The sequence below is a fragment of the Rhizobium freirei PRF 81 genome, assembly GCF_000359745.1.
Classification (GTDB): Bacteria; Pseudomonadota; Alphaproteobacteria; order Rhizobiales; family Rhizobiaceae; genus Rhizobium; species Rhizobium freirei.
This window is the reverse complement of record NZ_AQHN01000088.1, coordinates 1-20882: the sequence shown is the minus strand read 5'-3', so window position 1 is coordinate 20882 and position 20882 is coordinate 1. Positions and strand designations below refer to the sequence as shown.

The 20882-nt window shown below is 61.4% G+C and carries 20 protein-coding genes; 10 read left to right on the top strand and 10 right to left on the bottom strand.

All coding sequences use genetic code 11. From position 1 onward, the window contains the following. Positions 1 to 14: 14 nt before the first annotated feature. Positions 15 to 1076 (bottom strand): maleylacetate reductase, encoded by a 1062-nt coding sequence (locus RHSP_RS27190; protein WP_004126380.1) that lies wholly within the window; start codon positions 1074 to 1076, stop codon positions 15 to 17. Next, positions 1073 to 1948, bottom strand: a complete 876-nt coding sequence (locus tag RHSP_RS27185) for a dioxygenase family protein (protein WP_037154785.1) — start codon at positions 1946 to 1948, stop codon at positions 1073 to 1075. Before RHSP_RS27185 ends, RHSP_RS27190 begins: the two co-directional genes overlap by 4 nt. A 96-nt stretch (positions 1949 to 2044) precedes the next feature. Here RHSP_RS27185 and RHSP_RS27180 point away from each other — a divergent pair, with 96 nt between their 5' ends. Continuing rightward, positions 2045 to 2995 carry a LysR family transcriptional regulator gene (locus RHSP_RS27180; protein WP_004126375.1) on the top strand — a complete coding sequence of 317 codons (951 nt, stop codon included), beginning with the start codon at positions 2045 to 2047 and terminating at the stop codon, positions 2993 to 2995. A gap of 291 nt (positions 2996 to 3286) precedes the next feature. Then, a complete protein-coding gene (locus RHSP_RS27175; RefSeq protein ID WP_004126373.1) occupies positions 3287 to 3592 on the top strand; it encodes a hypothetical protein in 306 nt (101 codons plus the stop codon). Here RHSP_RS27175 and RHSP_RS34915 read toward each other — a convergent pair. Together RHSP_RS34915 and RHSP_RS36180 are read right to left on the bottom strand one after the other, a co-directional pair. Continuing rightward, on the bottom strand, positions 3581 to 3742 hold the full coding sequence (locus RHSP_RS34915; protein WP_157385447.1) for a hypothetical protein: 162 nt from the start codon (positions 3740 to 3742) through the stop codon (positions 3581 to 3583). The genes RHSP_RS27175 and RHSP_RS34915 overlap by 12 nt on opposite strands. A gap of 65 nt (positions 3743 to 3807) precedes the next feature. Continuing rightward, positions 3808 to 4167 (bottom strand): hypothetical protein, encoded by a 360-nt coding sequence (locus RHSP_RS36180; RefSeq protein WP_338059941.1) that lies wholly within the window; start codon positions 4165 to 4167, stop codon positions 3808 to 3810. A 245-nt stretch (positions 4168 to 4412) separates the two neighbouring features. Here RHSP_RS36180 and RHSP_RS27170 point away from each other — a divergent pair, with 245 nt between their 5' ends. From RHSP_RS27170 to RHSP_RS27135, 8 genes are read left to right on the top strand one after another with little or no spacing between them, the layout of a single operon-like run. Continuing rightward, on the top strand, positions 4413 to 5447 hold the full coding sequence (locus RHSP_RS27170) for an ABC transporter substrate-binding protein (RefSeq protein ID WP_004126371.1): 1035 nt from the start codon (positions 4413 to 4415) through the stop codon (positions 5445 to 5447). A gap of 5 nt (positions 5448 to 5452) precedes the next feature. Then, on the top strand, positions 5453 to 6271 hold the full coding sequence (locus RHSP_RS27165) for an ABC transporter ATP-binding protein (protein WP_004126368.1): 819 nt from the start codon (positions 5453 to 5455) through the stop codon (positions 6269 to 6271). Next, positions 6268 to 7101, top strand: coding sequence for an ABC transporter permease (locus RHSP_RS27160; protein ID WP_004126365.1), 834 nt, complete (start codon positions 6268 to 6270; stop codon positions 7099 to 7101). Before RHSP_RS27165 ends, RHSP_RS27160 begins: the two co-directional genes overlap by 4 nt. Positions 7102 to 7128: 27 nt before the next feature. Beyond that, a complete protein-coding gene (locus RHSP_RS27155) occupies positions 7129 to 8487 on the top strand; it encodes an FAD-dependent oxidoreductase (RefSeq protein WP_004126362.1) in 1359 nt (452 codons plus the stop codon). Then, positions 8484 to 9641 carry a CaiB/BaiF CoA transferase family protein gene (locus tag RHSP_RS27150; RefSeq protein WP_004126359.1) on the top strand — a complete coding sequence of 386 codons (1158 nt, stop codon included), beginning with the start codon at positions 8484 to 8486 and terminating at the stop codon, positions 9639 to 9641. Before RHSP_RS27155 ends, RHSP_RS27150 begins: the two co-directional genes overlap by 4 nt. Next, positions 9638 to 10414, top strand: a complete 777-nt coding sequence (locus RHSP_RS27145) for an enoyl-CoA hydratase-related protein (protein WP_004126357.1) — start codon at positions 9638 to 9640, stop codon at positions 10412 to 10414. Before RHSP_RS27150 ends, RHSP_RS27145 begins: the two co-directional genes overlap by 4 nt. A gap of 35 nt (positions 10415 to 10449) precedes the next feature. Beyond that, the gene (locus RHSP_RS27140) at positions 10450 to 11373 is read left to right on the top strand and encodes a LysR family transcriptional regulator (protein WP_004126355.1); all 924 of its coding nucleotides are present in this window, start codon (positions 10450 to 10452) and stop codon (positions 11371 to 11373) included. A 12-nt stretch (positions 11374 to 11385) separates the two neighbouring features. Beyond that, the gene (locus tag RHSP_RS27135; protein WP_004126353.1) at positions 11386 to 12780 is read left to right on the top strand and encodes an amidohydrolase family protein; all 1395 of its coding nucleotides are present in this window, start codon (positions 11386 to 11388) and stop codon (positions 12778 to 12780) included. A gap of 18 nt (positions 12781 to 12798) precedes the next feature. Here RHSP_RS27135 and RHSP_RS27130 read toward each other — a convergent pair whose 3' ends face one another. The 6 genes from RHSP_RS27130 to RHSP_RS27105 form a co-directional block, all read right to left on the bottom strand. Then, positions 12799 to 13689: a dihydrodipicolinate synthase family protein gene (locus tag RHSP_RS27130; RefSeq protein WP_004126350.1), complete on the bottom strand. Its 891-nt coding sequence runs from the start codon at positions 13687 to 13689 to the stop codon at positions 12799 to 12801. A gap of 21 nt (positions 13690 to 13710) precedes the next feature. After that, a complete protein-coding gene (gene fdxA, locus RHSP_RS27125; RefSeq protein ID WP_004126348.1) occupies positions 13711 to 14052 on the bottom strand; it encodes a ferredoxin in 342 nt (113 codons plus the stop codon). Positions 14053 to 14328: 276 nt separating this feature from the next. Beyond that, positions 14329 to 16410 carry an FAD-dependent oxidoreductase gene (locus tag RHSP_RS27120; RefSeq protein ID WP_004126346.1) on the bottom strand — a complete coding sequence of 694 codons (2082 nt, stop codon included), beginning with the start codon at positions 16408 to 16410 and terminating at the stop codon, positions 14329 to 14331. 26 nt (positions 16411 to 16436) lie between these two features. Then, positions 16437 to 17606, bottom strand: coding sequence for a Gfo/Idh/MocA family protein (locus RHSP_RS27115; RefSeq protein ID WP_037154780.1), 1170 nt, complete (start codon positions 17604 to 17606; stop codon positions 16437 to 16439). A 51-nt stretch (positions 17607 to 17657) separates the two neighbouring features. Continuing rightward, entirely contained in the window at positions 17658 to 19313 is a 1656-nt protein-coding gene (locus RHSP_RS27110; protein ID WP_004126341.1) for a GMC family oxidoreductase, read from the bottom strand. 9 nt (positions 19314 to 19322) lie between these two features. Continuing rightward, positions 19323 to 20873: an FAD-dependent oxidoreductase gene (locus RHSP_RS27105; RefSeq protein WP_004126338.1), complete on the bottom strand. Its 1551-nt coding sequence runs from the start codon at positions 20871 to 20873 to the stop codon at positions 19323 to 19325. Positions 20874 to 20882: the final 9 nt, after the last annotated feature.

The window sequence follows — 20882 nt, the reverse complement described above, 5'->3', positions numbered from 1 at the left end:
CCGCAGGCGCTATATCAGTCTGTTGGCCGCCGGCCCTCCCAGGCATCCTGCAGAAGCTGACGGATCGCACCCCGGTCGATCGGCCGCGGATTCCAGTAGGGGTTCTCGACGGCGATCGCGGCAGCGCGATCGAGATCGGCTTCCGTCAGCCCGAATTCCTTGAGCGACAACGGCGATCCGACCGCTTTGGCGAAATCCCAGAGCCCACCGCCGATGGAGCCGCCGAAAATACCGGCCGCCTCCGCCAGCTGCGATACCGCGGCTGCCGCGTTAAAAGCGGCAGTGTGCGGCAGCATCACCGCATGTGTTTCGGCATGCGGCGTATCGAAGGAGCCGCCGAGCGTGTGGCAGATCTTGTGATGCAATGCCATCCCGACCGTGCCGAGCACCGAACCGCAGAGCCAGGCGCCATAAAGCGCATCGCAGCGGGCGTCCGCGTTCTTCGGATCATTCACGATAACAGGCAGACTTCTCGCAAAGGCCCGCAGCCCCTCCAGTGCCATCAGGCTCGAAATCGGATTGCGGTCTTGTGCGTAAAGCCCTTCGACGGCATGTGCCATGGCGTTAAGGCCGCTCGTCACACTCATGGCAACCGGCAGGCCGAGCGTCAGCGAGGGATCGTAGATGACGATTTCCGGCAGTATCCTGGCATCGCGCACCGTCGTCTTGCGACCGCCTTCGGTCTGGCCAAGGATCGGCGTCACCTCCGATCCGGCATAGGTCGTGGGGATGACGATCTGAAGAAGATCGGTGCGATAGGCGATCGCCTTGCCGAGCCCGGTGGTCGATCCGCCGCCAAGCGAAACGACACAATCCGCCCCCGTCTCCGCCACCACCTTCATCGCCGCCTCCGTCACTTCGACAGGCGTGTGCATGGTGGCATCCGTGAAGACGCCACAGGCAAGCGGACCGATCTCCTGGGCCAGTGCTTCGGCATCGGCCTTTTGATGCGGCGTCGACAACACCAAAGCCCGCTTGCAGCCGGCCCTCGCTATCCATTCCGCCACCCTGTTGCGGCTGCCGGCACCGAAGACGATCTGAGCAGGGCTGCCCGCATAGGAAAAATCTTGTGTCATGCTGCCCTCCCCGGCTTGGTCCGCACCATGATGAAAGTAAGATTGACCGCCTTACCGCGCCTTCGGTCGATCTCGATAGGCTCGAAGCAGGCAACAAGCTCTGGCCGCACGCCAAAGAGGGCGTCCTCGCCAAGATGCGGGTCGTTCGCATTGTAAATATGCGTCGTGATCGTCTCGAAGCCTTTTGCACGAATGACGAAATGCAGGTTCGCGGGGCGGCGTAGCGGATAACCTGCTTGGGCAAGCATGCGCCCCACCGGCCCGTCGTCCGGCACGCCATAACCGGACGGCATCACCGAACGATAATGGAAGTGTCCGCCGGCATCCGCGTGAAAAAGTCCGCGCAGATTATGTTCCGGCTGCAGATCCGGCTGCTGGTTTTCATAGAAGCCCTCGGCATTGGCCTGCCATGTGACGACCTCGGCGCCGGCAACCGGCAGACCATCGAGATCCTGCACCTGTACGGAAACCAATAACGGCTCACCAACGCCATCGAGCGAGATTGAGGAGCCGGAGGCCCGCACTGGCGCGTCGCCGCGGAAGAACGGCCCGCGAATGGTATTGGGCGTTGCCGTCTTCGGGCGCCTGGAATTGATCTCTTCGACCAAAGCCGAAGCGCCAATGAGATCGGACAGAAGCACCCATTCCTGGCGCCTCTCATCCGAGGCGTGACCAACCTCGGTCAGAAATGCGATGAGTTGGCGCCACTCATCCTGGGTTGGCCGGAACTGCTTGATGAGATCATGTACATGGGTCACGACGGCAGCGAGCAGCCGCGGCAGATTGCCGTCGCTCTTTGCGGAAAGCCGCTCGGAGAAGACCTCCGACGACGTCGCCTCGCTGAATGTGAGCGCCTTGGCATGCCCCGCCATGCTCATCCTCCAAATCCGCTGTGCAGTTGAAGTTACATTAGCTGCGAAAAGAGGATGGATTGATGATTTTATTGTGCATCAGTATAACAGATCGTTATGAAATTCGATGAACGTCATCTGATCCAACTTGCTGCCGTCGTGAAGACGGGCGGCGTGACCGAGGGTGCCGCCCTGCTGGGACTGGCGCAACCAGCCGTTTCGCGCACCCTGTCCATGCTGGAAAAACGCGTCGGCGAACCGCTGTTTATCAGGGGCCGCCGCCCGCTGCAGCCGACGCCGCTCGGCCTGTCGTTGGCCGAACACGGCCTTGTCATGCTGGCGGCTTCGCGCAAGGCATCCGATCTGGTGGAGAGTTTCAGGGTGGGCAAGAGCGGCGTCGTGCGAATCGGCGGCACGCCGTTCTTCATGGACGCGCTGATCGCCGGCCTCTGCGCCGAGTTTCAGGCAAGCCATCCGGACGTGCGCATCGACCAGAACTACGGTTATTTCCCTGACCTGCGCGCGGCGTTGAAGGCCGACCAGATCGACCTTGCGATCTGCCCCATCGACATTCTCGATGAGGGTTCAGGGCTTGAATTCCAGCAAATCCTCCCCGGGCGCAACGTCGTCGCCTGCCGGGTAACGCACCCGCTGCTTCTGAAGCGCCGGCCACAGCCGAGTCATCTCCTCGACTACCCCTGGATTGCGCCGCCACCGGGAAGTCCGCTGCTGGCGGACCTGCGTGCCTTGCTGCTCTCGTTCGGCGCGACCGAAATCAAAATCCGCTATTCGGGCGGCTCGCTGATGAGCGTGATCAACTATCTGAAATCGGCGGATGCGCTAACGATCATGCCGCATAGCGTGGTCTTTGCTCAGCGCAAGGAAAAGTCGATCACGGCTTTGCCGATTGCGATTCCGCATCCGGAACGCGCGCTCGCGATCCTCACGCGAACGGATGCGCCGCTTTCCCCTGCGGTAGAACAGTTTGCCGGATTCGTCCGATCCGGGTTCGAGAGCCTTCGTCATTTGATCAAGCGCCACGAGGAAGCGGTCGTGTGGGGGCTCTAGATGGGAGAGCCGGCGGTTTCGGCGGTCCGGTTTTTACGCAATTTCAGTTGCTGGGCGTGAAGCGGATGCGAAATCGACCCTTTCGAAATGCCCTGGACCCAAGGCTGCGGCTAGGTTGCCGCAGAAAGTGTGAGCTAAGGAGAAGGTTCCCTGCAAGAGACCAATTATTGCGGGCACCAAAGCCTGGAGAACGGGTCGTGCAAAGATTGAGTTGACCGCTTTCGATGACGAGGCGACACTTGCAACTTGCAACTTGCAACTTGCAGCAAGGCCAAGGCAGGAGGAAAAACAATGGACGAGCCAGACCGCTGGCGCCACATGGCAAGTGCGCCGAAAGACGGCAGTCGAATCCTCGTCACGATCCGCCCCTCCGAACAGGGGCCGGCAGAGGTTGATCTCGCATATTGGTCGAACGGCGATCGGTTCGGTGCAGAAGGCTGGCGCGCCTCTGATTCCTCGCCCGGCCACATCATCGAATATGCCGAGCCGGAATTGAAGTGCTGGATGCCGATGCCCTTGGCCAATCTCAATCGCACCTCGATGCCCTCACCGTGGGAAGGAGACGACGCCCAGCAGCTCGATGGGTCAGGGATTTAAGAACTCGCTCAGGATAGGCAAAAAAGCCATGCTGAGGCGATCGATCGGCAGCTCCGGTTCGAGATAGACGAAGCGACCGATGACCTCGCTGTTGAACTCGTCAGGGATGGTCTGGAGACAGAGGTCGAGATCATCGTCTGCGCAAGGCATATGCGCGCCGGCGGAAACGGGGAAGCCCGTATGCCTCTCTGTTTCATCGTTTCCAGCTTCAAGACTCAGAGATAAGGGTACAGATGTCCTTTCACTGAGTGCCTGGAGCTAAAAAACCTCACGTAAGCCCATCGAAATGCGGTTTCAGTAGTCCACGGTTCTGTCGGCCCTGGGGGCCGCCCAGCAGGTGTTCGGCACGGTCGAAAGCCAGCCCGGACGTGCCGGATCGCGATCATGAAGGTAGCCACCGAGCGAATTGTCGAGATCGGAAATTGGCCGAGCTTGTCGCGATTGAGTTCTACACCGAGGCCGAGACCGCCAGGCACGGCAATGGCGCCATCGACATACGTCACCGGCCCGCCGACGATGATGTCCTCGGCGAGCTGATGGTAATGCGCATCCGCCGCATGGGCGAGGTTCGGCAGGAACGGCGCTGAGATGCAGCATGGCGCCGAGCTGGAACGTCTCGCAAACGCCCGCCGCTTGATGCGGGGTCGGCTGACAAACCTCCTGCATCGACCGGAACGAACCTCGGATAGCGTTGTCTTTTCGGCAATCGGTAGTGCGCATAATTGTTCTTTATTAGAACGCTAAATTCCCCCATCATCCCATCATTGGTGGATAACGAGACAAAAAGTCCGATCGCCCAATCAACAGGGGAACTGTCAGAATGTCACAATTCATGATGAATCGCCGCCACTTCCTGTCCAACGCTGCCTTAGTCGGAGGTCTTGCCGCCACGCAGACTTTCGTCGGCATTCGCGCCGGCAAGGCGGCCGATGTTGCGGAAGTGCGCATGCAGCTCGGCTGGCTCGCTTCCAACGGCCTGCTCGGCGAGGTTGCGGCCCAGAAAAAGGGCTTCTTTGCCGAACAGGGCATTAACCTGACCATCGTGCCCGGCGGCCCGAATGTCGACGGCGTCGCTGGCGTTGCGGCCGGCCAATCCACCATCGGGCAGATCTCCTCAAGTCCCTCCGTCATGCTCGCGCGCTCGGCCGGCATGCCCGTCAAGGCGTTTCTGGCCGGATATCGCAAGCATCCCTTTACATATTTCTCGCTGAAGAACGCGCCGATCCGCGAGCCGAAAGACATGATCGGCAAGACGATCGCCACCCAGCCGACCGCCTTCATCCTGCTGCGCGCGCTGCTGGCCAAAAATGGCATTCCGGAAGACAAGGTGAAGATGGTCAATATGGGCTCCGACATGAACCAGTTGCTCACCGGTCAGGCCGATGCCGTCACCGGCTGGGTGACGAACACCAATGCGCTGAAGGTATTGGGCGGCGAGCGCGTCGACATGATGCTGTGGGATGCCGGTCTGCAGCTCTACGCAAATGTCTACTACACGACCGACGAACAGCTCGACAAACATTCCGACGTACTGGTGCGCTTCACCACGGCTGCCGCTAAGGGCTGGGGTTATGTCCGCGACCATCCGGAAGAAGCGGTCAGCATGTTGGTCGAGGCCTATCCCAATCTCGACAAGGCGAGCGAGCTCGAGGCCGTCCACTCGGTCATCGACTTCTCCTTCGGCGACAGCACCAAGCAAACCGGCTGGGGCGCGATGAACAAGGACAATTGGGCCGCCCAGATCAAGGCCTATGCCGATCTCAAGCAGTTTGCTGGCACCACCCCGACCGTCGACGACGTCGCCACCATGGCGATCCTCGACGCAACAACCGACATCCGCAAGCAGATCGGGTGAACGTCATGATGAGCGCCGCCACCATCAAGCAGCCGCAGCCGCTACCGGTCGGCGAAACGGCAAGACTTGCCGTTTCCATTCGCGATCTCGACATTCGCTTCGGCGACAAGGGCAATGAATTCACCGCCCTTTCCAAGGTCTCCGTCGACATTCCGGAGGGGTCGTTCGTCACCATGCTCGGACCGTCCGGCTGCGGCAAGTCGACCCTGCTGCGCTGTATTGCCGACCTTGTCCATATCAGCGACGGCTCGGTTTCAGTCTTCGGACGCCCGCCGCGCCAGGCCCGAGAAGGCCGCGACTTTGCCTTCGTCTTCCAGGAGGCAACGCTTTTGCCCTGGCGGAGCGTCCTCGACAATGTCTGCCTGCCGCTGGAAGTGGGCCGTCATGACAAGAGCTCGTATGCCGATCCCATGAAATTGCTCGCTCTTGTTGGCCTGAATGGGCGCGAGAACGCCCTGCCGCACGAATTGTCCGGCGGCATGCGCCAGCGCGTCGCCATCGCCCGGGCCCTGGTGACCAAGCCGCGCATCCTTTTGATGGACGAGCCATTCGGCGCGCTCGACGAAATCACCCGCGACAAGCTCAATGAGGAGCTGCTGCGCATATGGCGCGAGACGGGCACGACCATCGTCTTCGTCACCCACTCCATCCCCGAAGCGGTCTTTCTCGGCGAGCATGTGCTGATGCTGCAGGCGCATCCCGGCCGCGTGAAGGAGTTCATGAAGGTCGATCTTCCTTATCCCCGCGCACTTGCGATGCGCGACACAGTCGACTTCATCAAGGTGACCGCGCATCTGCGTGCGCTGCTGGAGGAATGCATATGAGCAACGCCGTGCACTCTGATCTTGGCCGCATCGCCAAGGCACCGCGCAAGGTCGCCGTCCTCGACGCAACCGTCGGCGTGCTCTCCTCGCACATGCCGGCAATCCTTGCGGCACTTGGCTGCATCGTTCTGTGGCAGGCGGTCATCTGGATCTTCAAGATCCCGACCTTCATGGCGCCGAGCCCTCTCGATGTCCTCTATGCCTTTCGCGATAATGCCGCGACGCTGACCAGAAACGTCCTGCCGACGGTGCTGGAAGCCGTTCTCGGCTTCGTGTTCGGCAATCTCATCGCCATCCTGCTGGCGATCTGGTTCGTCCACAGCAAAACCGCGGAAAAAGCCTTCTATCCGATCGCCGTCTTCGTCAAGGCGATCCCGATCATCGCGCTTGCGCCGATCCTCGTCCTGATCTTTGGAAACGGCGTCGCCCCGAAGATCATCATTGCCGGGCTGATCTGCTTCTTTCCGACACTGGTCAACATGGTTCAGGGACTTCGCTCCGCAAGCCCTGCCATGCTCGACCTGATGCGGGTGCTTTCCGCCAGCAATTCCGAGATCCTCTGGAAGGTTCGCCTGCCAAGTTCGCTGCCATTCCTGTTCGCAGCCTTGAAGATCGCAGCAACCAGCAGCGTCATGGGTGCGATCGTGGCGGAGTGGATCGGCTCCAGCTTCGGGCTCGGCGCGCTCATCATCGAGGCGACCTATAATTTCCGCTCGCCGCTGCTCTACGCAACGGTCGTCATTGCCGCACTGCTGGCCGTGATCCTCTTCTTCATCGTCTCGGTTGCCGAAGTGAAGATGATCCGCTGGAAGCCGGCCGGACAGCACTAAAACCTTAAAAAAATCGAGGGAACTCCAATGGAACAGGTTATTCACCAGCCTGCACGGGATATCCGTGTCGTCGATCGCTCCGATGTGGTTGTCGTCGGCGGGGGCCCGGCAGGGATTGCCGCAGCCGTTTCGGCCGCCCGCAACGGCGCCAGTGTCACGCTTGTAGAACGCTATCCCTATGTCGGCGGACTTGCCGCTGGCGGCATGGTGCTGGTGCTCGACGACATGATCAACGAACTCGAAATCACCGTGCGCGGCATCTGCATGGAGATGATCGAGCGCATGAAGCGCTGGGATCTCTGCGTGACGCCGACCGACCGCGACCGCCTGATCGAGTTTCGCGACACGCCGGAGGCCTGGCAGCGCTGGGCACGCTGGGGCCTCTTCGACTTCCATACGCAATCGATGCCGCATCCGATCTGCTTTTCGGCCGCCTTCGATCCCGACGCCTTCAAGCGCGCCGCCTATGACATGATCGGCGAAGCAAAGATCAAGCTTAGAACCCATAGCTGGTTCTCCTCGGCAATCGTCGAGGGTGGTGCGATCAAGGGCGTGATCTGCCAGACGAAGGAGGGCATGCAGGCCATCCTCGGCGATGTCGTCATCGACACCACAGGCGACCTCGACGTCGCCGCAAGCGCAGGCGCTTCCCATGTCGACTCCAACTTCATCCTAACGACGGTGTCGCGCTGGGGCGGCGTCGATACGGAGGCGGCGGAGCGCTTCGAACAGCAGGAGCCGGAAACCTTCAAGGCGCTCGATCACGAAGCCAAGCGGCTGATCGGCGGCTGCTGGTCCTTCTGGTGGCTGAAGACGCCGCTCCCCGGCGTCGTCTGGCTGAACTGCCCGCACATGCCGACGCTGAGCGGCCTCAAGGTCGAGGATCTGACCAAGGCGGAGATGGAAGGCCGCTCGCGGATCGCGAAGCTGCTCGATTTTGCACGCGAAAAGATGCCCGGCTTCGAGAATGCCTATGTCGTCGATTTCGCCCCGCAGACCGGCGTGCGCCAGACACGGCTGCTGCAGGGCGACTATGTCGTGACGAAGGACGACGTCATGACCCGCCGTCATTTCGCCGACACGGTCTGCCGTGGCCGCGACTATTACACGCCTTATCGCTCCATGCTGCCGAAGGAGATCGAACAGCTGATCGTTGCTGGTCGGCACTATTCGGCAACACCGCAGGCGCAGAAATCCAGCCGCGAGATCCCCCCCTGCATGGCGATGGGCGAGGCGGCGGGTGTGGCTGCAACCGTCGCCCTCAACGCCGGAACGACGGTGCGCAAAGCCGATATCCGGGCAATTCAGAAGCAGATGCGGGCCCAGGGTGCCGATCCCGGCGACATCCCCTCGGAAAACGCGACATATTTGGAGGCTGCAGAATGACGACTTTGCCACTCGACGGAATCCGCGTGATCGATTTCACGCAGGTGATGCTCGGACCGTGCTGCACGCAGGTTCTGGCGGATTACGGCGCCGAAGTCATCAAGATCGAAAAGGTCAAGATCGGCGATCTCTCGCGCTGGTCGCTCGGCTCCGATCCGGACGGGCTCAACAATCCGGTCTTCTGCTCGCTAAACCGCAACAAGAAGAGCCTGGCGCTCGATTTAAAAGAACCCAGCGCCCGCAAGACCGTCCAGGCGCTGCTCGAGACGGCCGACGTTGTCGTCAACAACTTCCGGCCGGGTGTGATGGAGCGCATGGGCTTCGGTTATGAGGACCTGAAGAAAATCAATCCCCGCCTCATCTATGCCGTCGGCACCGGCTTCGGACTGACCGGTCCCTACCAGCACAAGGGCGGCCAGGATGTGCTGGCCCAGGCCGTCTCCGGCGTCATGCGCCGCAAATCTGACAACAGCCATCCCACGTCCATCTACGCCACGCCGCTTGCCGATTACTCGGCCGGCATGCATCTCGTGCAGGGCATCCTTCTCGCACTCCTGCAACGAGACAAGACGGGTGAGGGACAGCAAGTGGCCGTCAGTCTCTACAATTCCATGATCGCCATGCAGATGCAGGAAGGCACGACGCATCTGATGCGGCAGAAGGATCTGAACTGGGGCGCCTTTCCGCTGACGGGCGTCTTCGAGACGACGGACGGCGCGATCGTCATGGTCGGTGCCTTCAAGCAGAACCCCTTGCGCGATATTTGCGAGGCGCTTGAGATCGAGGACCTGTCGCAATATCCGCACTACAAGGATTTCGACGCGCAGATGGCGCGGCGGCCGGAATTGCAGGCGATCTTCCGCGACAATTTCGCCAAAAACAGCACAGCGCATTGGATCGAGCGGCTGGAGGCTGTCGATATTCTTTGCGCACCTGTGCGTTCGCTGCCGGAGGCGCTGAGGGACGAGCAGACCATCATCAACAAGATGATCCTCGAGGCAGGCGAGACCGCCGCGGGCCCGATCCGCCTGATCGGCTCGCCGATCGATATGTCGGCGGCGCAGGTGAGCGTGCGGTTTGCGCCGCCGCAGCTTGGCCAGCACAATGAGGAAATTCTGGCCTCGCTTTCCGGGCTTCAGGGGGATGCTGCATGAGCGTTTCCTTCACCGTAGAGGGCCGCGTCGCCCGCGTGACACTTGACCGCCCCGACCGGATGAACGCCGTCGACGCCGAAACCGAAGCGGAACTTGAGGCGATCTGGACGGAGATCGAAAGGCGGGACGACATCAGCTGCGTCGTCCTCACAGGCTCCGGCGAGAAGGCCTTCTGCGCAGGGGCCGACCTCAAAGGCGGCAGCGGCAGCTCCGGCGTCGACTACTGGACGGTCGGGCGCGAAAACGGCTTCGGCGGCCTTGCCTTCCGGCGCTCGCTCGACGTGCCCGTCATCGCCCGCGTCAACGGCTATGCGCTTGGTGGCGGCTTCGAGATGGTGCTCGGCTGCGATATCGTCATTGCGGTGGAAACGGCGCGCTTCGGCCTGCCCGAGGCGCGTGTCGGCCGCATGCCGCTTGATGGCGGCATGGTGCTGCTGCAGCGTAAGATCCCGTTCAACCGCGCCATGGCCGTGATGCTGACCGGGCGGCAGTTCAGCGCACAGGAAATGGCAAGCTACGGCATCGTCAACGAAGTCGTGTCGGCCGGCGAACTAGACGCTGCCGTCGATCGCTGGGTCTCCGAGATCGTCGCCTGCGCGCCGCTGTCGCTGCGGGCGATCAAGCAGACGGTCAATCGCACGGCGCATCTGAGCCCGGCCGAGGCGCAGGCGCTGCGGACGCCGGCTTTGATCAAGGCCCTGAAAAGCGAGGATGCCATGGAGGGTGTGGCGGCTTTCCGCGGGAAGCGGGCGCCGGTTTGGCAGGGCAAATAGGCATGCTATAGCTTCAAGATCGCCGAGGGCTATTCATGCATGCCAGCATCCTGAAGTATTTTGCCGAGGTCGCGCGCTCCGGATCGATCCGCAAGGCGTCCGACGAGTTGCATGTCGCGACCTCCGCCGTCAGCCGCCAGATCAAGAAACTGGAAGACGAGCTTGGCACGCCGCTGTTCGAGCGCTTCTCCGACGGGCTGCGGCTGACGTCGGCCGGCGAAATCGTGCTGCGCCACGCCAAAGAGACGCTGCACGAATACGAGATCATGAAATCCAATCTCGGCGATCTTCACGGCAAAAACACCGGCCGCGTCCACATCGCAGCCCTGGACAGTCTCGCGATCCAGTTCCTGCCGGAGTTCGTTTCCGGCTTTCACAAGAAGCATCCGGCGGTGGATTTCCGCATCCGCACCGATAACTACAACAATATCTTCCGCTTTCTGGCGGAAGGCGACGTCGACATCGGCGTCACCTTCGATCTTGCCCGGCCGCACGACATGAAGCTGATCCATGGCGTGCGCATGCCGCTGATGGCGATCGTTGCCAAGACCCATCCGCTCGCAAGGCAGAAGTCCGTAACGCTGCAGGAATGCGCCCAGTTCAACATGCTGCTGCAGCTCGACAACGAAGTGATGAGCTCGATGATCGCCGTGGAGCTCGGCGCGCTCAACCGCGTCGGGCGTACGCTTGTCGCGACAAACAATCAGATGATGCTAAAGCCGATGATCCTTGCCGGCGAAGGCGTCGCCTTCTTCACACCGCTCGGACTGTTGCGCGAGCTGGAGGCCGGTGATGCCGTCGCTCTTTCGATCGCTGGATCGAAGCTCCAGGATCTCGAAGTCGGCATCGTCGTCTCGCGCCGCCGGCAGCTCACCCATGCGACGGAGGTCGTCGCCCAATCGATGGGCGAGGAGCTGTCGAAATTCGCCGGGAAGATCAACACGCTGGTCTCACGTTAGAGGAAACCGATCATGACACCGCGGTTGCTGCTTAATCCAGGTCATTCGCCTGCCCAAAGGATCACCGACGATGCTGAGCTGCCGCAGGCGCTTCAATCTTTTGGCCTGCAGCCCGGCGATCTCGCTCTGCCCTCGCCCGTCAACGCCCATGACCACGGCTATGGCATCCGTACCCTAGATTTCGGCGCCCTCGACGATGCGCTTGAGGTATGGATACCAGGGCTCAGGCTGCGGCCGCGCACCGATCCCTACCTCGAAGCCCTTGTCGCCTTCGGTCGGCTTGCCAGAACCGGCGTCGGCGCGACGATGCATTGCCATAACTCCTTGAACGTCGATCGTCTGGTCGACGAGGCTCACGCGGTCACGCGAGCCGCCCGCAATATCGGCATTCGGCTTGCGCTCTCCTGCCCGCTGCTCGACCATGATGCCTGGGCCTATGATGGTGGACCGCAACGGCTGCGGCCTTTTCTATCTCCGGATGACTGGCATGCGCTTGCCGGCACTATCCCCAGCTATGCGCCGATCCACACGCAGCTCGCAGCCGTCGAGGCAGTTGCCGCTGCCAATACCAGCCCGTTGATCGACGTACAGTATGGGCCGATCGGGCCGCAATGGTGCTCGAACGCTCTTCTGGAGGCGATTGCCGAGGCTTCGGCGCTCCATGGCCGGCGCATCCACATGCACTTGCTCGAAAGCCCGCGCCAGCGCCTATGGCTCGATCGACGCTTTCCCGAGGGCGTCGTCCCCTATCTTGACAGGATTGGCTTCCTGTCGCCTCGTCTCGCCATTGCCCATGGCGTCCAGCTGCGTCCCGACGAATGCGAACTACTTGCCGAGCGCGGCGTGCAGCTCGTCAGCAATCCCTCAGCCAATCTGCGTCTGCGCTCGGGCATTGCCCCGATCGCATCCACGATCAAGCCTGGCCGCCCGGCCTTCGCCATCGGCCTCGACGGCACCGGATTGGACGACGATCAGGATCTCTGGCGGGAAATGCGGCTCCTCTATCTGCTGCAGGGCGGGCATGACCTGACGCGACGCCTGACGGCTCGCAATGTATTCGACGCCGCGATCAAAGTCGGTCGCCAGGTGATCAACGCTGCGGACGCAGAGGATTTCACGATCATCAACTATCGGTCACTGATCGCCGACGCGCTGTTCGACGATGTCGACGAGGCGGAAGTTCTGCTGACGCGCATGAGTGCGCGCCATGCCAAGGGACTTGTGATCGCTGGCAAGGAGATCATGCACAACGGAGAATTGACAAACGTCGATTTCAATGCAGCCGTATCCGAACTACTGGCACAGGCGCGAGCCGATCTACCGAGACTCGAGAAGCAAAGGCCTCTCGTCCGCGCCTTGTCCGCGGCAACCCGCTCCTACTATGCAAGTTGGCCCGGGATCAGCTGAAATCGCGCCACAGCAAGATCATACATCAGCCAGTGCGGCGATCCGCAATGCATCGAGAGCTTTGAGCCTCTTCTCGTCGGTGATCGGCAGCTGCGGTGGCAGTACCTTGTTCCAGACGGCATTTCCGGTGCGGCGATCGACAAGGTGCTTGACCGCTGGAATAAGGGGATGCGCGGCGATGGCCTGCCGCAGGCCACGCACCTGTTCCAACAGTCCGGTATTTTGCTGATCGCGCCACAGCTGCTGTGACGAGCGAGGATCGATATTGACGGTCGCGGAGATGCAGCCGGCGTAACCATCGCGACCGGCATCGGCAAGTGCCGCCTCGCTGCTCGGGAAGACGCCGAAGCCTTCGATCTTGGCAAGCTCACGCGCATAGGCAAGATTGCCGGAACTATCCTTCGCCCCATGGATCCGCTCCGGGAAGGCTTGCGAAAGCCGCGCTGACAAAGCGGGGGAAAACTCAATGCCGGTCAATTGCGGGAAGTTGTAGAGGTAGATCGGAATTGGCGTCTCGGCCGTCATTCTCACAAGCTCGGCGAACCAGGCGAACAAGCCGTCTTCCTCAACAGGCTTGTAGTAATAGGGCGGCAGCACGAGTGCGGCCGCAAAACCGAGATCGAAGGCGCGGCGCGTCAGTACCGCCGTCGTTTCAAGATCCGGCGTGCCAGTTCCGACCATCAGCCTGCGGCCGTCCAATCCATGTGCCGCAGTAGTCATGAGAGCGGCGCGCTGGGCAGCGGAAAGAGAATTGGCTTCGCCCGTCGTGCCCAGCACGTTCAGGAAATCGCAGCCATTGCCCAGGCACCAGCGGGCATGCTCGATGAAAGCGTCTGCATCGATGTCGCCATGCTTGTCGAAAGGCGTCGGCACGGCGGCGATCACGCCGGCAATCCGGGTCTGCGTCACGAGAAGGCTCCTCCCATTCTATTAGATTCTGTTTTCACTCGGGCTGCGATAGGCCGCCACGAAAGGATGATCGAGGCTGGTGACGCGGCTCTTGTCCCAACCGCCGGGGGCGCCCCATCCGGTGACTTCATCGGCAAAGAAATCGCGATTGACGTCGCGCAGGAACAGCCGCTCTGCCGGCATTTCCTCATCCCACAAGATAGCGTCGACCGGACAAACGGAAAGACAGAGCCCGCAATTGATGCATTCCTCCGGCTGAATGTAGAACATCCTGCCGCCCTCATAGATGCAATCGACCGGGCAGGCGACCGTGCAGGCTCCGTCCTTCGTATCGATGCAGGGTTCGGTGATTACGTAAGCCATAATGTTCGCCTCGCAGCGCCCTAAAGGGCGCTTTCCGCAAACTATGGCAAACAAGAGCGTTCTGAAGAAGCGCCGTTTTTCGGCCGTTTCATTGCCGAAACGGCAACGCCTGGATCAGCCGGGCGGCCGTTGGCAGGCCGACAACAGTCGAATCTCAAACCGAGGAGGCTCCGGGAGAGAACAGCAATCAAAAGTTGCGATTAGATATTCCGTATTCGCAAAGCTGCTTCGGTCAGGCCGCTCCTTATGGGTTCAAATACAAACTTGCCCCCGCCTTCAGCTCTCGTCAAGGTTGTAGATGCCGCCCGTCAACCAAGCCGGCCAGTCGCGTTCGAAAAATGACTTGGCGCTCTCGTCGAATTTTCGATTGGGCCGTGTCGATATCGCCATGGTGCCGCTATCCAACCTGACGATGATCTGTTCTTCGCGATGTACGCCACGCTCCTTGCGAAAGCGGTAGTCTTCAAGAGGACCTGAATTTGCGATCGGAACGAGTTCGCCATCAGGGTCGCAAATCGCCCGAGCGCCGCGGCTGCCGCCGCCGTTGCGGATGAAATAGTCGAGCGCACCGAGGACGGCCTCGGACGCGAGCGCCGTTTGTCGCCATTGCAATGCCCTGCCCGCCTCCGCTGCGCGTTCGAAGGCGATACCCTTTTCCTTTATCTCTGCGTTGAGCTTCCTCGCCTCGGCAAGCGCTTCGCAGACGCCATCGGCGTCACAGATCAGGCCGGCCTTGTCACTCATGCGCGACTGCACTTGTGATCGGATCGTCTTGACGGTCAGGAAGCTATCCGGTCTCAGGATCGCGAGGATCTCGATGGCACCTGCCTCTGCGACAGCCAATATGTCAGCGGTCGGAGCGGTCCGCGCCTGTCCGCGCGCGCCGATATGTTCGGCGACCCGCGTGCCGAAGACCTGGCCGGCATTAAGAGCCGCGCCGCCCGGACGGGTCACCCCATGCGTGCCCGCCGCCTCGCCGATCGCATAGCAGCCTCTGAGGCTGCTGCGGCCCCATGTGTCGACCATGATGCCGCCGTTCATGTGCTGGTTGTTGACGGCAAATTCGAGCGGCTCCGCAGCGATATCGACCTTGTAGCGGCGATAGAGTTCGATCGCGAGCGGGTTCATATGCCGCAATCGCTGGATCGGCATCTCCTGCCCCGCGCCGGCATTGCCGAGGTAACGCTTCACGTCGTCGTCGAGCCGGCTAAGGTCGAACGGCAGGTCGCCCGGCACCGGCAGAGGGTTGCGATTGAAGTCCATGAACACGCGCCGACCGGCCGCGCTCTCCCGGAAGATCGCAAGATCGACCAGGCTCGAACCGAAGTCCAGCATTCGCGTCGAATGGAACGGCCACTGATAGCCCTTGCGGAAGACGTTCGAGGCCATCTCCTGCGTCGTCCGGTAGTACTGCGCCAGGAAGTGATGCTCGGTGCCGTCGGCATCGACCGAATAGATATGCGGGATCGCCTGCACATAGGTCCCGGACAAGTTCCACGGAAATCCTTCCCTGCGCGTGCCGATGCCGAACTGGCTTTCCGTGAGGTTGACGAGCTCGACGCCGGCCTCCAGAGCCAGGCCAAGCGATCCGAAGCAGCCATTCGGATAGACGCTGTCGCGATAAAGTTCGCCCGGTCCGCCGGCAGCAAGCACCAGCACTTCGCATGCGAAAAGCGCCAAGCCGAACTGGTTGGCATCGCTGCGGTCGCTCGCGCGGATTGCGAGCACACCGACGACGCGGCGATGCTCGCCCTCACCCTGCGTCAGGATCCTCACGGCAGTGGTGTGATTGAAGAAGGGGACGCCGAGGCGAATGGCCTCTTCCGCCAGGACTTTGACCATCAAACGCGACGTGCGTGGCCCGCAGCTCGTCGCGCGACCGACTTCATCATGGTCGGTCTGATATCTGAGCGTTCCGCCCAGTGGGTCCTGCGGCAGCGGCAGACCAAGGAACTGCAGGGACGCCATCATGCGGGCGGAACCGACGGCTTCAACATAGGCCGTGTCCTCGTCCATGGCGCCGCCAGCGCGGATCGCCCGCGCCATGGCCTTGAAGTTGTCGCCCTGGTCGGCGGTGTTTGCCGTATGGAGCGTCTGCTTGTCGGAACCCGAACAGGCGGACGTCCCTCCCCATGCGCTCTGACTCATGATGACCACATCGTCGCGGCGACGCTTCATCTCGACGGCGGCCCGCAATCCAGCCGCACCGGAGCCGACGACGACACAGCCCGCCCGATAGACCGGCACGTCGAGGCCCGCGAGCCGGACAGTCTCCGAGGAAGCCGCCTCCGGAGAAAGTCTCGGCATGTCGACGTCCGTCAGTGCGTCAAGAATGTGTTGCGGAACATCGATGGTCATTGGCGTTGGTCCTTGAAAAGGGTCGATCAGGCGAGCGGGATATCAACCCAGCGTTTCAGCCGTGAGGATTCCATGCAGGCGTCGACGATCTGGCAGATGTGATGGCCGCTTTCGAAGGTCGGCCACATCGGCGTGTTCGTCGTGATCGATTTGACGACTTCCGCAGCCTCGATGATCTTGCTTTCATTGTAGCCAAGCGCGAAATTTGGCAGCGGAAGAAAGGCCCTGAATGTCAGGTTTTCGGGACCCACGTCGATCTCGCGGAAGCCGGCGCGACCGGCGCGGTCGTCATTCGTATAGAAACGAAGCCGGTTCACCTCGTCATAAGTATAGGCGATGCTGCCCTTGGTTCCGTAGATTTCATAGGTCTGCATGAATTTACGACCGGTCGCGACGCGGCTGAAATCGACAATACCGGCGGCGCCGTTTTCAAAACGGCAAAGAAGGTTCGTCGCATCGGGGTTGGTGATTTCCGCCCACTTTTCGTCGCCCTTCAGCTTGACCTGCTCGCCATAGGCAAGCCCTTCCACGACCGGCCGTTTTGTCGTGACGATCAGGTTGTCGGCAATCAGCGAGCTGACGCGGCCGACCAGGAATTCCATGAAGCTGAAGATGTGCGAGCCCGTGTCGCCGACGATACCCGTCGGCGCAAGCTTGCCGTCGGCACGCCACATGAAAGGAGCCATGGGATCGCCGTACATGTCGACATGCTGGCAGCCGCGGAACATCTTGATGTCGCCGATTTCGCCCGCCTCGATGATCTCCTTGGCGAGATCATGAACCGGATTGCGCGGGAATGCGTGCCCGACCCTGGTGATGACGCCCTTGTCCCTGGCGATATCAGCAAGCTCTCGCGCTTCGATCGCGGTATTCGCAAGCGGCTTTTCACAATAGACATGCTTGCCGGCGATCAGCGCGGCCTTTGCCACCTCGTAATGCAGGCTGTCGGGCAGGCAAATGTCGATCAGGTCGACGTCTGGGTCGTTGACCGCTTGCTCCCATCGCTCGAGAATCTTTGCGCCCGGAGCCCTGCGGGCAAGATCCTCCGCTGCCTTCGGATTTGCCTCGACGATCGCGACAACACGCGCGGTGCCGCCCGACACGCCGAGAAAGTGCGGAAAGGTCTGGTAGGCCATGGTGTGAACCTTGCCCATCCAGCCGGAGCCACCCAGCACTGCTACTCTCACTTCGGCCATTTCCATAACTCCCCTGCGGTCCGATCCTCTTCGGATCGGCAAATAATGTTCTCAGCGGATATCGGCTCGCGCCCGCGGACGGGTGTCGTTTCGCTCCTGCGTAAAGACAGCGGCCGGCAATGCCGGCAGGCCACGGATCAGATCCGCACCCTTCTCGCCGACCATGATGGTGGGCGCGTTCGTATTGCATGATGGAACCCTGGGCATCACCGAGGAATCGCAGACGCGCAGCCCCTCCAAACCGTGAACCTTCAGATCGAGGCCGACGACAGCCTCCGGGCCAGTGCCCATCTTGCAAGTGCCGACGGGATGATGGTCCGTCTTGGCGTTCGCACACCCATATTCGAAAAGCTGCTCGTCGGTCATGACCTTCGGCCCCGGTAGACGCTCGGCAAGCACGAACGGCTTCAAAGCTGCCTGCTGCATGATTTCGCGCGCGACCTTCAGTCCTTCCAGTGACATTTCCCTGTCATGCGGGTCGGACCAGTAATTGGGATCGATCAGAGGAGCGGCGGCAGGATCGGCAGAAGACAGGCGCACGGTTCCACGGGACCGCGGATGCAAGTAAGCCGAATTCAGTGTCACGCCGGCATTTTTCAGCCGTTCGACGCCGGCCTCGATGCCTGATCCGAGGCCCAGATGGAATTGGATGTCCGGAGACCGCGCATTCGGATCGGCATACCAAAAGCCGCCCGTTTCGAAGAGCGATGACGCGACCGGCCCGGTCTTGAACAGGACGTATTGAATGCCGGCCCAGAGCGTTCGATGGAGTTTCGCAACGCCGTCATAGGTATGATCGCCGGTGCATTCGGCGATGACGAAGAGGTCGAGGTGATCTTGCATATTACCGCCTACGCCGGGGAGATCATGCTGCACATTTACGCCCACCGAACGAAGATGGTCGCCAGGTCCGATCCCGGATTGCTGCAGCAGCTTCGGCGAGCCGATCGCGCCGGAGGTTACCAGGACTTCGCGATCTGCCCGGACGATCTCGACGCCGTTCTTACCGACGATCTCGACGCCGACGGCGCGCTTGCCTTCTAGAACGATGCGCGAGACGCGAGCGCCGGTGCGCACCGTCAGGTTCTTCCGGTCCTTGATGGGCGAGAGATATGCCATTGAGGCCGACGAGCGGCGACGGTCGCGCTGGGTCAGCTGATAGAAGCCGACGCCCGCCTGCTGACGGCCGTTGAAATCATGGTTGTACGGAATGCCGAGCTCCTGCCCGGCGCGGATATAGGCGTCGCAGATCGGCAGCGGCGCGGCCGGCATCGAGACGCCAAGCGGACCGCCATAGGAATGATAGTCGTCCGCAAAGCGCTGATTGTCCTCGGCGCGCTTGAAATAGGGCAGAATGGAGCGGTAATCCCACCCCTCGCATCCGTCCTCGCTTGCCCACAGGTCGTAGTCGGCGGAGTTTCCGCGCGTATAGAGTTGGGCGTTGATGGAGGAGCCGCCGCCGATGACCTTGGCCTGCGTGTAGCGCAGCACCCTGCCCTTCATGTGCTTCTGCGGCACCGTGTGCCAGCCCCAGCTCGCGACGCCCTTGGTCATCTTTGCGAAACCGGCGGGCATGTGGAACAGGGGGTTCCAGTCTCCGCCGCCTGCCTCGAGCAAAAACACCTTCACGTTCGGATCTTCGCTGAGGCGGTTGGCAAGCACGCATCCCGCTGGTCCGGCACCCGTGATGATATAGTCGAAAGCCATGTCGTTATCCTATTGAATTCCAGAGGTGGACGGATCGGCCGCGGTGTTGAGGCCCGTCTGCATTAAGTCCTTCGACGCGATGTGGTCCGCGACCCGCAATGCCTGACTGGCAATCGTCAGGGCCGGATTGACCGCTGCCGACGTAGGCAGGAAGCTCGCGTCCACGACGAACAGATTTTGATGGTCATATGCGCGGCAGAAACCATCGAGCGGTGCGGCTGCGGGGTCGTTGCCGATGCGGATGGTTCCGCACTGATGCGAAGGAGTGCGCTTGTCGAATGCTCTCGCAAGCACGATCGGGAAGCCGATTGATTTCAGAATGTCCTTCAGCTTTGCGACCAGCGCCAGGTGTGCTGCCCAGTTCGTGCGCTGCCATTGCAGGATCACGCGATCGCCGTCGACCGTCACGCGGCTCTCGGGGTTGGGAATGTCTTCGCTCATCGCGTAAAAATCGATGGCGTGCGCCGTGACGAGATTGAGAAGCCATTCGGGAACGCGGGGCAAGGAACCCTTGAGGATCTTACCGGAGACGCGCCCGAGAAGCTGGACGTTTCCAAGCGGCGGGCCACCCCGTCCGTCCGAGAGATAGAAATCGTTGAAGGCGAATGTCTTCTGGTAGACGGAGTCGTTGCGGAACGTCGGCGAGATGCCGATGACGGCCGATGCATTATGGTTCATGAAGTTGCGGCCGACCTGATCGGACGAGTTCGCAAGACCCGTCTTGTAGCGATCGTTGGCCGACCGGAGCAGAAGAGCCGACGACTGGACTGCGCCGGCCGAGAGTATGACGATCCCGGGCGCGACTGTAAGGGGCCGTCCGCCCTTCAGATAAACGACCTGCTCTATCCGGCCGTTTTGACCGGCTTCTAGCCTGATCACCCGAGCGTTCGTCTCGAGCCTTACGTTTCTGTGCCGCAGGGCAACCGCCAGGGCCGCTGTCTCGGCATCCATCTTTCCGTCCTGGGAATTTGGATGCGCATCCCAAGGCGTCCTCGCCTTTTCCAGCCATTTGTCGAGGTCGATGCCCAGCGGCAGGGATGACGGATGCAAACCCCTCCTCTTCAACCGGGCTCGCACCTCGGCAATGGCCGGCTCATCCGGCACGGGCGGATATTCGTACGGGAGCGAATGGAGCGGTTCTGTTGGATCCTCTCCGAGCGTGCCGCGCACGTTGTATAGGCGCTCAGCGCGGCCGTACCACGGTTCGAGAACCTCGTAGGGAAATGGCCAGGCTGGAGAAATACCCTCCTGGTGATGGATGGTTTCGAAATCTTCCCGGCGATAGCGTGAGAGCACCGCGCCATAGAATTTCGAGTTGCCGCCGACATTGTAGTAGTTGCCGGGATTGAAGCCCTTGCCGCCCGCCTCGTACCAAGTTTCCTTCGGGCGAAAATGGCCGCGCTGAAAGATGGCGCGCTGGTCCCTGTTCACGGGATCGTCGGCGATGTGATCGCCGGCTTCGAGGATCAGGATGCGGGCGCCCGTCGCAGCCAAACCGGCTGCGACCGATGCGCCTCCCACTCCTGAACCAACGATGACGATGTCGGGTGCGTCGTTCATCACAACTCC